This window comes from Streptomyces spinoverrucosus (assembly GCF_006539505.1).
In the GTDB taxonomy this organism is placed as follows: Bacteria; Actinomycetota; Actinomycetes; order Streptomycetales; family Streptomycetaceae; genus Streptomyces; species Streptomyces spinoverrucosus.
In genome coordinates this window covers 167,887-180,572 of sequence record NZ_BJND01000019.1, presented here as the reverse complement: position 1 = coordinate 180,572, position 12,686 = coordinate 167,887, and the positions used below count along the sequence as shown (strand labels likewise).

Sequence of the window (12,686 nt, the reverse complement as noted above, 5' to 3'; positions counted from 1 at the left end):
CGTGCGTGCGGGGGTCACTTGCGTATCGGAGTCGCCAGGCGGTGCAGCCGCAGGGCCAGTTGGATCTCCAGCGCGCGGGACGGGGTCTGCCAGTCGTCGCCCAGGAGCCGACCGACGCGCTCCAGGCGCTGGGCGACGGTGTTGACGTGGACGTGGAGTGCGTCCTTGGTGCGGGCCGGGCTCATCCCGCAGGCGAAGTACGCGTCGAGCGTGCGCAGCAGCTCGGTGCCACGGCGTTCGTCGTACGCCACCACCTGGCCGATCGTCCGGTCGACGAAACCGCCGATGTCCCGGTCGCCCGCCAGCAGCAGGCCCAGGAAGCCGAAGTCCTCGGCGGCGGCCCCGTCGCCCGTACGGCCCAGCAGGCGCAGGGCGTCGAGGCAGCGCCGTCCTTCCTCGTAGGCGCCGGCGACGGCGTCAGGGCGGGCGGTGAGGTCCTCGACCGGTGCGGACGCGCCGACCGTGACGGCTTCGTGGACGGCGGTGCCCAGCTGCCGTGCGGTGCGGCGGGCCAGGTCCGTCGCCGTGTGCCCGGCGTCGAGGGGCAGCAGCAGGACCGTGCCGCCGTCACGGGCGGCGGCCAGGCCGTGCCGGGTGGCGGCGAGGTGGGACGCGGCGGACCACAGGCGGCGGCGGGCGTCCGCCTCCTGGTCGGCGTCGGCCGCGGGGCCGTCGAGGCGGGCGGCGAGGACGACATGGGTGGCGTCGAGGTCGGCGTGCAGCCGGGAGGCGCGTTCGCGCAGCAGGCGCGGGTCGCGGTCGCGGGCGTCGAGCAGGTCGTCCAGGAGTTCGCCCCGGACACGCTGTTCCGCCTCGGCGGCGGAGCGCCGGGCGAGCAGCAGCAGTGAGGTGACCATCGCGGCGCGCTCCAGGGTGCGCTGGTCGACGGGGTCGAGGCCGGGATGGCCGCGCAGCACGAGCGCGCCGAACAGTTCTCCGCCCGCGGCGACGGCGGCGATCCAGTCGTCCTCGTGCCGGACCGCGTGCCCTTCGGTGCGGAAGGCCTCCAGGGCCTGGGCCGGTGCGGCGGTGACGTCGGTGAACTCGACCGTGCCGTCGAGAACCTCGGAGACGGCGGCGGCCACGTCGTGCACCCCGCCGCCGCGCAGCACCAGTTCGGCGAGCCGGTCGTGCACGTCGGAGGCGCGTTCGATGACGGCGCTGCGGTCCCGGATGATCTCGTTGGCGCGCTCCAGGCCGGCGAGGGCCGAGCGGGTCTCGGTGAGCAGGTTGGCGGTGTCGATGGCCGCGGCGGCCAGGGCGGCGAAGGAGCCGAGCAGCGCGATCTGCTCCCGCTCGAAGACCCGCGCGCGCCGGTCCGCCGCGAAGAGCACGCCGATCACATGGTGCCCGAGCATCAGCGGCACGCCGAGGATGGCGACCAGGCCCTCGTCCCGCACGCCCGCGTCGATGGTGGCGGTGTGCTGGAAGCGGTCGTCGCGGAAGTAGTCGTCGGTGACGTACGGCCGGGCGGTCTGCGCGACCAGGCCGCCGAGGCCCTCGCCCATGCCGAGCCGCAGCTGCTGGAAGCGGGCCGCGACCGAGCCCTCCGTCACCCGCATATAGGTGTCGCCGCGGTCCGGGTCGTTCAGGCTGAGGTAGGCGACGTCGGTGCCGAGCAGCGACCGGGCGCGCTGCACGATCGCCTGGAGCACGGCGTCCAGGTCGCGCAGTCCGGCCAGGTCGTGGGCGGTCTCGAAGAGTGCCGACAGCTCGGCCTCCCGGCGGCGGCGCCCCTCCAGCTCCGACCGGACGCGCAGCGCGAGCAGCTTGGCGTGTTCGAGGGCCGCGACCCACTCGGCCGGCCGGTCCTGGGCGCGGGCGAGCAGCACGGGCTGCTCGTAGGCGTCGGCGGACGCGCCACGGGCCAACAGCTCCAGGAACGGCGCCTCGGCTCCGTACGAGGTCGCTTCGGGGTCGCCGGTGGGGCGCTCGGCGGACGGCACGTGATCGCGGGACATGGTCACAGGATTCCTCATCGCCGGGCCGCCCCGTCAGCCCTGTGGAAAACTCCGGGGACCCCGAGCCCCGATCGAACTAGTGCGCGGACCAGCCGCCGTCGAGTACGAGCGACGTGCCGGTCATGAAGGACGCCTGCGGGCTGCAGAGATAGGCCACGGCCTCGGCGACCTCCTCGGGTTCGATGAGCCGCTTGACGGCGCTGTCCTGCAGCATGACCTCCGACAGGACGCGCTCCTCGGGGATGCCGTGCGCCCGGGCCTGGTCGGCGAGCTGCTTCTCGACCAGGGGCGTGCGCACATAGGCGGGGTTCACGCAGTTCGAGGTGACGCCGTGGGACGCGCCTTCCAGGGCGGCGGTCTTGGACAGCCCCTCCAGGCCGTGCTTGGCGGCCACGTACGCCGCCTTGTAGGCCGAGGCGCGCAGGCCGTGCACGGAGGAGATGTTCACGATGCGGCCCCAGCCCTGCCCGTACATGTGCGGCAGCGCGCCGCGGATGAGGCGGAACGGCGCCTCCAGCATCACGGTGAGCACGGTGTGGAAGACGTCGGGCGGGAACTCCTCGATGGGCCGGACGAGTTGCAGACCGGCATTGTTCACCAGCACGTCCGTGCCGGCGGCCGCGGCCTCGGCGGCGTCCAGATCGGTGAGGTCGAGGACATGCGGTTCGACGCTGCCCGGCAGGCCCGCCGACTGCTCGGTGAGCGCCTGAAGGCCGGCGTCGTCCCGGTCGACCGCTCTAACCTTGGCGCCGGCGGCCGCGAGCCGCAGGACACAGGCGCGGCCGATACCGCCGGCGGCGCCGGTGACGAGGGCCGTGCGGCCGCCGAGGTCGAGCGTGGAGGCGTGGGGGCCGGGGAGGGCACGGGACGCGGTCATGCGGTTGACCCTAGGCAGCCGAGGCTTTCCGCCCCATGTGGTCAGCCCCCATACTTCATTCGAAAGTCGTGGGGTCGAACCATGTGGGTGCGTCCGACAGGGACTGCTTGATCCGCAGTAGCCCGAACTCGCCCAGCTCCGGCAGCGCGTCGACGTCGAACCAGGCGACGTCCAGCGACTCGTCGTCGTTCACCCGTGCCTCGCCGCCGACGGCCCGGCATCGGAACGTGATGTCCATGTACTGGCAGATGTCGCCGTTGCCGTACGTGACGGGCTTCAGCGCCTGGACCATCACCACCCGCTCGGGCACGCAGCGCACCGCGGTCTCCTCGTGGACCTCCCGCACCGCGCAGGCGGCGGGCTGCTCCCCGGGATCCGGGATGCCGCCGATCAGCGACCACCGGCCGGTGTCGGAGCGGCGGTTCAGCAGCACCCTGCCGTCGTCGTCGAAGACGACCGCGGTGACTCCGGGGAGCCAGAGCAGCTGATGACCGGCGGACGCCCGCAGGGTGCGAATGAAGTCAGGAGTAGCCATGGGGCGACCCTAACGGGCGGATTCCGCGGTCCCGGACCAGTTCCGGGGGCGTACGGCGGGCGTACCGCTACAGGTCACCCGCGCGCCGCCCGCGCGCGGCCGCGGCGATCACCCAGCCGATGCCGCCCGCCGCGACCAGCACCAGGGCGATCTCCGGCAGGATGCCGAGCCGGGTGGCGGGCGTCAGGGAGGAGCGCAGCGGCACCTCCTGGACCAGCGAGTCGGCGACGAACATGCCGGTCCGCTGGGTGATCGTCCCGTCCGGCAGGATGATGGCGCTGACGCCGCTGGTCACCGGTACCGCGACGGTACGGCTGTGCTCGACGGCGCGGACGCGGGACATGGCGAGCTGCTGGTAGGTCATCTCGCTGCGGTCGAAGGTCGCGTTGTTGCTCGGCACCGAGATCATCTGCGCGCCGTCGGTGACCTCGGAACGCACGGTCCAGTCGAACGCCGCCTCGTAGCAGGTGACCAGGCCGACCCTGGCGCCGTCCATGTCGAACACGCCCGGCTCGCTGCCCCGGCTGAAGTCCTGGCGGACCATCGACGTCCAGCTCCTGTTGATCATGTCGAGCAGCGGACGCAGCGGCAGGTACTCGCCGAACGGCTGGATCTGCCGCTTGTCGTAGGTGTCGACGGGCCCCTTCTGCGGGTCCCACAGGATCTGCTCGTTGAGGAGCTTGCCGTCGCGCTCGACAACACCGCCGACCGAGATGGGCACACCGATCGCCTTGGCCGCACTGTCGATGACCGCGTAGGCGTCGGGGTTGGCGAAGGGGTCGATGTCGGAGGAGTTCTCCGGCCAGAGCACGAAGTCCGGCTTGGCCACCTTGCCCGCCGCGACTTCGGCGGCCAGACGCTCCGTCTCGCGCGCGTGGTAGTCGAGTACGGCCCGCCGCTGGGAGTTGAAGTCGAGGCCCGCGCGCGGGACGTTGCCCTGGATGACGGCGACGGTGGTGGTGCCGTCCTCGGCCCGGTCGCTCACCAGGGGGCGCGCGGCCAGGGCACCCAGCACCGGCACGGCCACGCTGAGCAGCGCCACGGCCGCCGCTCCCCGCCGTACCGCGCGCGTACGGCGGGCTTTCAGGCCCAGGCGTACGACGTCGTACAGGCCGAAGCCGCACAGGACGACCGCGAAGCCGAGGACCGGGGTGCCGCCCACCGCGGCCAGCGGCAGAAAGACACCGTCCGCCTGCCCGAAGGCGATCTTGCCCCAGGGGAAGCCGTTGAACGGCACACGCGCGCGTGCCGCCTCACCGGCGATCCACACCGCGGCCGCCCACACGGGCCAGCCCGGCAGCCTCGACACCGCGGCGACACCCACACCCACCAGGGCGACGAAGATCGCCTCGATCGCCACCAGGGCGAGCCAGGGTCCCGCACCGACCTCCACGCCGGTCCACACCAGCAGCGGCAGCAGGAAGCCGAGGCCGAAGAGGTAGCCGAGGCCGAGGGCCGCCTTCCAGGTCCGGCCGCGCAGCACCCAGCCGAAGACGGCGAAGGCGGGCAGGGCCAGCCACCACAGGGTGCGTGGCGGGAAGCTGACGTAGAGGAGCACTCCGGAGAGGGCTGCGGCGGCGGCCGGAACGAGGCGGCGCAGCCACCGCGCGGCGCGCGACTCGGTCGCGGGTCGCGGTCGTACGACGTCCGACTCGTCCACGGAGGTTGCGGTGACGGTCACTCCGGGAGTGTACGGCGGCCCACTCGGAGGCCGACAGCATGGTCCGGACGCCCCCTCGCGCCCATGCCACATCGTTTCTGCACAAGTCGTCGCCACTAATCCACAAATCACCCACAAGCCGTTACCGTGTGCCCGAGCCCAGGTCGCACGGCGGGACGGCCGGGCCCTCACAGGTCGGGAAACGGCCGGTTGCGGGGGGACGGGTGGGGTCCACGGGAGTGACGCCGGCGGCCGGCGCGGAGGCCGACGGCGGAAGACGGAGCGCCTCCGACGCGGCGGGGGTGATCGTGCTCGGCGCCTGTGCCCTGTGGTCGCTGATCACGGCGGCCGCGCACGGCGGGCGCCCGGAAGGTGTGCTGCTGGCGGTGCTGGCCGTGGCCGCCGGTTACGCCGCGGGCCGCATCTGCGGGGCGCTCGCACCGGTCGCCGCGCCCTTGACCGGGGCGCTGGCCGGAATCGTACTGACGATCGGCGTCCCGCACCTCGCCCCCGGGCCGCAGCCCGGCGTGCCACTGGGCCACGCCGGCGCCACCGCCGCCCTGCTCGCGCTGTCCACCGGCGCCGCGTGCTGCGCCGCCTGGTCCACGGCCGTACCGGCGCTGCGGCCGGCCCTGTGGGTACTGGCGGCCGGGATCGTGGCGACGGCGGCCGTGCTCGGCACCACCACCGGGGTCGTCGCCAGTGCCGCGGTGCTGCTGTGCTCACTGGCGGCCGGCCGCGTGGGCCACCGAGGGGTCGGCCTCGCCGCGCTGGCCGCGGTGACGGCGGTGGTGACCGGCCTGACCTGGGCGGTCGCGAGCAGCGCACTGCCCGAGGGGCTCGCCGCCTCCCTGGAGGGTCCGCTGACCGGGCACCGGGTGGAGCTGTGGCAGGACGCGCTGGCGCTGGCCCGCCAGGACCCCGCCCTGGGGGTGGGCCCGGGGCGCTTCGGTGAACTCAGCGCGACCTCGGTCGCATCCCCGCTGTCCGACGGCAAGCCCCACTCCGCGCTGCTGCAGCAGGCGGCCGAACAGGGAGCCATCGGGGTGGCGCTGCTGGCGGCGGCCTTCTGCTGGGTGCTGTACGCCCTGTGGCGCACCGCGCGGCCCACACCGGTCGCGCTCAGCGCAGGCGCGGCACTGACGGCGCTCGCGGCCATCGCCGCGGTCGGCAACGCGCTCAGCTTCACGGCGGTGTCGGTGGGCGCCGGGCTGCTCGCGGGGCTGGCCACGGCACGTCCGCTGGCGGGTGAGCCGACGCATCAGGAGAGCGTCGTACCGGGAGACCGGCAGGTGTAGTGACCTGGGCGAGCCGCTCCCCGCGACCTCAGTGCACCGCCCCGGGCGTGGTCGGCCGCAGCCGCTCCTTGATGATCCGTACGGCCGTCTCCGCGTTGTCCACGGTGATCGTGAACGTGTGACCGTCCCACAGCCGCAGCTCCACACCCTCGCCACGCCGTACGACGACCGCGGTGCCCTTCTCGGGCCGCCAGCGGTAGCCCCAGCCGCCCCAGTGGCGCGGCGTGACGTGCGGGACGAACTCCGCGCCGACGACCTGCGACAGCGGGATACGGCGGCGCGGCACACCGATGTGCCCGCAGCGCACCTCAAGGCACTCCTTGTCCACCCGCAGGGCGACGTGCACGAAGGCGAGGGTGCCGAACAGGACCAGCAGTCCTGCGGCGATGCAGCCGACGACGGACATCACGAGCGGTGCGAGGCCGTCCTCGGTCCACGCTGAGGCCACGGCCAGCTCGATGCCGAGCGCGAGGCAGGCGGCGCCGACGAGCGCCAGCAGCCACTGGACCCGGTTGGTGGCCCGGCCGGTCCAGACGTCGGGAGGCGGGGTGTGCTCGCCGTGGGGGTGGTCCCTCATGCCATTGAGACTACTCAGGTTTCGCTGAGGGGGTAGCGGTGTTGCACACAGTGACCAGCGGGCAGGGCTCGGTGCGGACCGAGGGATTCCGATCAGTGACCGGCGGTCACCGGACGGGGGTGGCGGCCGTGAGCAGGCGGCCTTCCTCGTATGTCAGGGCGGCCGCGGGCAGCGCTCCCTCGCGGCCGCTGAGCAGCACTGTCACGCTGCCGAGGGGCGTGGCCCCGGGCCCGGGACGCGCGCCGATCCGGCGCAGCGTCTGGGCGGCCACCGCCCCGGCGGAGCCGTGCAGGACGAGCGGGGGCAGGCCGGGGCGCTGCACGGCGGCGCGGATGCGTTCGGCGACGAGTTCGTAGTGGGTGCAGCCCAGGACGACGGTCGTGACGTCGTCGGGGGTCAGCTCGGCGGCCGCCGCTACGGCGGCGTCGATGGCCGTCTCGTCAGCGCGTTCGACCGCTTCCGCGAGTCCCCAGCACGGCACCTCGGTGACCTTCACGCCCTCGGCGAAGTTCTCGATGAGTCCGCGCTGGTAGGGGCTGCCGGTCGTGGCGGGTGTGGCCCAGATCGCGACGGGGCCGCCGCCGGCCGCGGCCGGCTTGATCGCCGGGACCGTGCCGATGACCGGCAGCGCGGGTTCCAGGCGGGCGCGCAGGGCGGTCAGGGCGTGCACGGTCGCGGTGTTGCAGCCGACGATGAGCGCGTCGGGCCGGTGCGCGGCGGCCGCCTCGGCGACGGCCAGGGCGCGCTCGGTGAGGTCCTCGGGCGTGCGCGGCCCCCAGGGCATGCCGTCGGGGTCGAGGGAGAGTACGAGATCGGCGTCGGGGCGGAGGCGCCGTACCGCTGCGGTGGCTGCCAGCAGACCGATTCCGGAGTCCATGAGCGCGATCTTCACCCGGCCACGATAGACGATGGGCCTCTTGCGGCCGGTCCGGTGGGGCAGACTGCGCGGGTGAGCGCCTTCCTGTGGATCGCCGCCGGATCCCTCGCCGCCTGGCTGTGGCTGCTGCTCTGTCAGGGCTTCTTCTGGCGTACGGATGTTCGGTTGCCGCCCCGGACGGAACCCGACGTCTGGCCGACCGTGGGTGTCGTCGTCCCCGCGCGCGATGAGGCCGCCGTGCTGCCGGTCAGCCTGCCGTCCCTGCTCACGCAGGACTATCCGGGGCGGGCTGAGGTCTTCCTGGTGGACGACGGCAGCACGGACGGCACCGGAGAGCTGGCGCGCGAGCTGTCGCGTCGGTACGGCGGGCTGCCGCTGACCGTGGACTCGCCCGGCGAGCCGCCCGCGGGCTGGACCGGCAAGCTCTGGGCGGTGCGGCACGGCATCGGCCTCGCACGCGCGCGTGCCCCCGAGTACCTGCTGCTGACGGACGCCGACATCGCGCACGGGCCGGACAGTCTGCGCGAGCTGGTGGCGGCAGCACGCACGGGCGGCTACGACCTTGTCTCGCAGATGGCGCGGCTGCGCGTCGAGAGCCTGTGGGAGCGGCTCGTCGTTCCGGCCTTCGTCTACTTCTTCGCACAGCTGTACCCGTTCCGCCGGATCGGCCGGAAGGGAGCGCGGACCGCCGCCGCGGCGGGCGGCTGTGTACTGCTGCGCACCGAGGCCGCCGAGCGGGCGGGGATCCCCGACGCCATCCGGCACGCGGTCATCGACGACGTGGCCGTCGCCCGGGCCGTCCGAGGCAGCGGCGGGCTCCTCTGGCTGGGGCTCGCCGAGCGGGTGGACAGCGTGCGCCCCTACCCCCGGCTGCACGACCTGTGGCGCATGGTCTCGCGCAACGCATACGCCCAGCTGCGGCACAACCCGCTCCTGCTGGCCGGGACGGTCGCCGGGCTTGCGGTCGTATATCTGGTGCCGCCCGTGACGCTCGTCGTGGGCCTGGCCCTGGGGAGTACGCCGACGGCGGCGCTGGGCGCCCTGGCATGGCTGGTGATGACGGGAACGTACCTGCCCATGCTCCGCTACTACGAGCAGCCGCTGTGGCTGGCTCCCCTGCTGCCGTTCACCGCGTCTCTGTACCTCCTGATGACGGTCGATTCCGCCGTGCAGCACTACAGGGGACGCGGTGCGGCCTGGAAGGGCCGCACCTACACGCGTCCGGACACCGTCCCCGACGAGGGGTGAGTCCTGCGAGGGTTCACTTGCGGCCGGGCGTCCAGTTCATGCCCCACCCGTAAGCGCGGTCGACGGCCCGCTGCATGCCCACCCCGCGATCGGGCACCAGGTAGCGGGCCTCGCGCTGGACGACCAGGTCAGTGCCGGTGTTGGTGATGAGCGCGAGCGCGCACACCGGGGAGCGGACCGTGCACTCGTCCAGGGAGAACTCGATCGGCGCGCCGAACTGCGGCTGCAGGGTGACCGTGGCGTGCAGATCGGCGAAGGAGCTGGCGCCCTCGTAGATGGTGACGAACACCAGGATCCGCCGGAACGCCTGCTTGTGGTCGAGGTTGATGGTGAGGTTCTCGCCGCTCTCCACGGCACCGGTGCGGTCGTCGCCGTCGAGGTGGATGTACGGCGGCTGGTGCAGGGATCCGAACGCGTTGCCGAGGGCCTGTACGACGCCCTTGCTGCCGTCGTTGAGTTCGTACAGGGCGCACAGGTCGAGGTCGAGGTCCGAGTGCATGGCGACCGCACGGCCGCGCTTGCCGCCCCACCCCGAGAACTGTTTGCGCACCCGCCAGTTGAGGTTCACGCGCATGGCGCCCGACGTCCCGCCCTGCTTGGTCAGCGACACCGACGGGGAGGCCTTGGTCAGCGTGACCTTGGTGAGCTGGACAGGCGCCGTCGGGACAGGCGGCGGAGTCGTGGTCACCGGCGGCGCGCTGGGTGCCGTGTGCTGCGGCTCGTCCACCGTGATGCCGAAGTCCGTGGCCAGGCCTTCCAGGCCGCTGCTGTATCCCTGGCCGACGGCGCGGAACTTCCAGGTGCCCTGGCGCCGGTAGAACTCACCGAGCACGAAGGCCGTTTCCACGGTCGCGCCCGCGCTGTCGAACCGGGCGGCCACCGTGCCCTGGGCGGCGTCCTTGACCTCGATGTACAGACCCGGCACCTGCGCGAACGTCCCGCCGTCCGCCGACGCGACGAGCACGATCGTCTCGATGGCGGGCTCGACGCGCGCGAGGTCGACGAGCAGCGTGTCGGTGACCCGGCCGCCGGCGTCCCGCTTGCCCTCGTGCCGGATCGCTCCGGAGGAGTGCTGCGGCTGGTTGTAGAAGACGAAATCCGCGTCCGAGCGCACCTTTCCGCCCACCAGCAGCAGCGCCGAGGCGTCGGTGTCGGGGACGCCCGGTCCGGAGCGCCACCCCAGTTCCACCCGCAGCGCCGTCGTCGGCACCGGGACATTCGATCCCTTCGGCATTGACATGTCCGCCCCCATCACCTGTCACCGCCAGGTCGCGTCCCGGCAGCCCATCGGGTTCTCCGTGCGTTCCAACGTATTGCCCATGACGTCGAACGCCCATGGGGAGTGCGAAAGACGAGTGGCCAACCGCCGGTAACCCCCTGGGAACTGAGCCTTTACACGATTCTGCCGCCGCTTGGCGCCCCTTTTTCCCAAGTTCGCTCGCATTGGGGATCCCACGTCACCACGGACGCAGAAAACAACCCTCTTATCGGTCTCCCCAACCAGCACATCGTGGGCTTAACTTATGTGCCATGACCTCCCCCCGCTCCACCTATGGCGGCGGCTACTACTCCGCCTCCTTCCCGGACACTCCGATCTACGACTCGCTCGTGGCCGAGCGGGGCACCCCGCAGATCGCCCCGATCCGGGTCCCCGCCGCGTACGACACCCCGGGCAGCCACCTGCCCGCGCTCCCGTCCGCGCTGCCCGCCCTCCCGGCGGCACCGTCCCAGCCCTCCTACGGCTACCCCCAGGCGCCGCAGCCCGCTCCGCTGCAGCAGGCGCCGACCGCGTACATCCCGCAGCAGGCGGCCGCGCCCCGGGGCTACCCCGGCCCGCAGCCGCAGCAGCCGCGCCCCGCGGCGCCCGGCGGCACGGGGTACGAGGCGATGCGCCCGGCGGCTCCCCGGCCCACCCCGGCGCCGTACCAGGACCCGTACAACAACCAGCAGTACCGCGGCTACTGATCCCCGCGTGGTTGTCGGTGCCGCCTGGCACGATGGCCTCATGGGGAACGCGGAGCTGCATTCGATTCACGTCCATCCGGTCAAGGCGTTCCGGGGCCTGGCGCCCCGTGAGGCCGTTGTGGAGCCCTGGGGGCTGGCCGGGGACAGACGCTGGGTGCTGATCGACGACGGGGGAAAGGTCGTCACGCAACGCCAGCAACCGCGCCTTGCGCTGGCCGCCGCCGAGCTGCTGCCCGGCGGCGGCGTCCGGCTGTCCGCGCCGGGTCTCGACCCCCTGACCGTGCCCGTCCCGGAGCCGGCCGCCATGGTCACGCTGGACATCTTCGGGACCAAGGTGGAGGGGGTCCTCGCCGCCGACGCCGCGCACGCGTGGTGCAGTGCGTACGTCGGTGCGGGCACACGTCTGGTCCACATGGACGACCCGGCCACCCGTCGGCCCGTCGACCCGGACTACGCGCTGCCCGGTGAGACGGTCTCGTTCGCCGACGGCTATCCCCTGCTGCTCACCTCGGTCGCCTCCCTCGACGCCCTGAACTCGCTGATAGCCGAGGACGGTCTGGCCGAGGAGGGCCCGCTGCCGATGAACCGCTTCCGGCCGAACGTGGTCGTCGCGGGCACCGCACCCTGGGCCGAGGACGGCTGGCGGCGCATCGCCATCGGCGAGGTCGAGTTCCGTGTCGCCAAGATGTGCGGCCGGTGCGTCGTGACGACGACCGACCAGGGCACCGCCGAGCGCGGCCGGGAGCCCCTGCGCACCCTCGGGCGGCACCGCCGGATCGACGGAAAGCTGATCTTCGGTCAGAATCTCGTGCCCAGGTCCCAGGGCACGATCCGGGTCGGTGACCCGGTCCGTGTCCTCGAATGAGCGATATCGCCGGGAAGTCCGGTCGGGCGGGAACCCATGCGCGCCACCTGGGCGTTGGGCCTTTGTGAGTCGTTCATGAGAGGCCCGGGGCGCACGTGATGTCGCTCTCTCTTTGACCGGGACCGCCTGTGAGCGGCTCCGCCGGGGGTTGTCATGGAGCGGGAAGGGGGTGCGGGACATGCGCGCTGTTCGCGGCCTGTGGCGCTGGCGGCACAATCCGCTGCGCCGCACGACCGACCTCGTCGAGGCCTGGGTGGCGCTGACCGCCCTGCTGCTGATACTCCTCGTCGCGCCCGTGATCGGCTCCCTCGTCGGCTCCGTCGCCGAGGACAGCCTCCAGAAGTCCGTCCGGGAGCAGCGCGCGTCCCGGCACCTGGTGACGGCCACCGTCGTCCGGGAGCTGGACCGCGCCCCGCTTGCCGCCGACCCCGAGACGGCCTCGCGGGACAGCAGGACGCGCGTGCTCGCCCATTGGACCGCCCCGGACGGCACCTATCAGAACGGCCCGGCACTGACCCGCCTCAAGTCGCCCGAGCCGGGCGACCGGTTCACGATATGGACCGACGAGCAGGGGCGCATGGTGGCCCGCCCGCTGGACCCCGCCACGGCGTCGACGCACGCCGTCCTCGCCGGGTTCGGCGTGGCGCTGCTGACCGCGTGCCTCGTGGAGGGCGGCAGACGGCTGATCGTCTGGCGTATGGTCCTTCGCCGGTACGCGCGTTGGGACCAGGCATGGGAGCGGGCGGGCCCGGACTGGGGCAGGACCGGCACCGGCAGCTGACAGCCTTCCGGCTCCGGTCAACCCGGCGTCCGCGCGCACGCT

The 12,686-nt window shown here is 73.0% G+C and carries 12 protein-coding genes; 5 read left to right on the top strand and 7 right to left on the bottom strand.

Annotated features, from left to right (window positions below; genetic code table 11):
• Positions 1-14: 14 nt before the first annotated feature.
• The 4 genes from SSP24_RS14155 to lnt form a co-directional block, all read right to left on the bottom strand.
• Positions 15-1,961, bottom strand: coding sequence for a helix-turn-helix domain-containing protein (locus tag SSP24_RS14155; protein WP_141309869.1), 1,947 nt, complete (start codon positions 1,959-1,961; stop codon positions 15-17).
• Positions 1,962-2,037: 76 nt separating this feature from the next.
• The gene (locus tag SSP24_RS14150) at positions 2,038-2,838 is read right to left on the bottom strand and encodes a 3-hydroxybutyrate dehydrogenase (protein ID WP_141309868.1); all 801 of its coding nucleotides are present in this window, start codon (positions 2,836-2,838) and stop codon (positions 2,038-2,040) included.
• 55 nt (positions 2,839-2,893) lie between these two features.
• A complete protein-coding gene (locus SSP24_RS14145) occupies positions 2,894-3,373 on the bottom strand; it encodes an NUDIX hydrolase (RefSeq protein ID WP_141309867.1) in 480 nt (159 codons plus the stop codon).
• Positions 3,374-3,440: 67 nt separating this feature from the next.
• Positions 3,441-5,054 (bottom strand): apolipoprotein N-acyltransferase, encoded by a 1,614-nt coding sequence (gene lnt / locus SSP24_RS14140; RefSeq protein WP_141309866.1) that lies wholly within the window; start codon positions 5,052-5,054, stop codon positions 3,441-3,443.
• Positions 5,055-5,257: 203 nt separating this feature from the next.
• On the opposite strand from lnt, the gene SSP24_RS14135 reads away from it, so the two are divergent.
• Positions 5,258-6,331 carry an O-antigen ligase family protein gene (locus SSP24_RS14135; protein ID WP_229865373.1) on the top strand — a complete coding sequence of 358 codons (1,074 nt, stop codon included), beginning with the start codon at positions 5,258-5,260 and terminating at the stop codon, positions 6,329-6,331.
• Between the two features lie 28 nt (positions 6,332-6,359).
• On the opposite strand, the gene SSP24_RS14130 is transcribed toward SSP24_RS14135, so the two are convergent.
• Both SSP24_RS14130 and SSP24_RS14125 read right to left on the bottom strand, forming a co-directional pair.
• Complete coding sequence (locus tag SSP24_RS14130; RefSeq protein ID WP_141309864.1) at positions 6,360-6,908, bottom strand: hypothetical protein; 549 nt, start codon at positions 6,906-6,908, stop codon at positions 6,360-6,362.
• Positions 6,909-7,014: 106 nt separating this feature from the next.
• Positions 7,015-7,800: a glutamate racemase gene (locus SSP24_RS14125; RefSeq protein WP_141309863.1), complete on the bottom strand. Its 786-nt coding sequence runs from the start codon at positions 7,798-7,800 to the stop codon at positions 7,015-7,017.
• Between the two features lie 39 nt (positions 7,801-7,839).
• Here SSP24_RS14125 and SSP24_RS14120 point away from each other — a divergent pair, with 39 nt between their 5' ends.
• Positions 7,840-9,033, top strand: a complete 1,194-nt coding sequence (locus SSP24_RS14120) for a glycosyltransferase (protein WP_141309862.1) — start codon at positions 7,840-7,842, stop codon at positions 9,031-9,033.
• Positions 9,034-9,046: 13 nt separating this feature from the next.
• Here the strand turns inward: SSP24_RS14120 and SSP24_RS14115 are convergent, their stop codons facing one another.
• Positions 9,047-10,267: a TerD family protein gene (locus SSP24_RS14115; protein ID WP_141309939.1), complete on the bottom strand. Its 1,221-nt coding sequence runs from the start codon at positions 10,265-10,267 to the stop codon at positions 9,047-9,049.
• Positions 10,268-10,563: 296 nt separating this feature from the next.
• Between SSP24_RS14115 and SSP24_RS14110 the strand changes: the two genes are divergently transcribed.
• The 3 genes from SSP24_RS14110 to SSP24_RS14100 all read left to right on the top strand — a co-directional run bounded on the left by SSP24_RS14110 (position 10,564) and on the right by SSP24_RS14100 (position 12,644).
• On the top strand, positions 10,564-10,998 hold the full coding sequence (locus tag SSP24_RS14110) for a DUF6643 family protein (protein ID WP_141309861.1): 435 nt from the start codon (positions 10,564-10,566) through the stop codon (positions 10,996-10,998).
• A 40-nt stretch (positions 10,999-11,038) separates the two neighbouring features.
• Positions 11,039-11,863: an MOSC domain-containing protein gene (locus SSP24_RS14105; protein WP_141309860.1), complete on the top strand. Its 825-nt coding sequence runs from the start codon at positions 11,039-11,041 to the stop codon at positions 11,861-11,863.
• Between the two features lie 178 nt (positions 11,864-12,041).
• Positions 12,042-12,644 (top strand): Rv1733c family protein, encoded by a 603-nt coding sequence (locus tag SSP24_RS14100; protein WP_141309859.1) that lies wholly within the window; start codon positions 12,042-12,044, stop codon positions 12,642-12,644.
• The last annotated feature ends 42 nt before the right edge of the window (positions 12,645-12,686 follow it).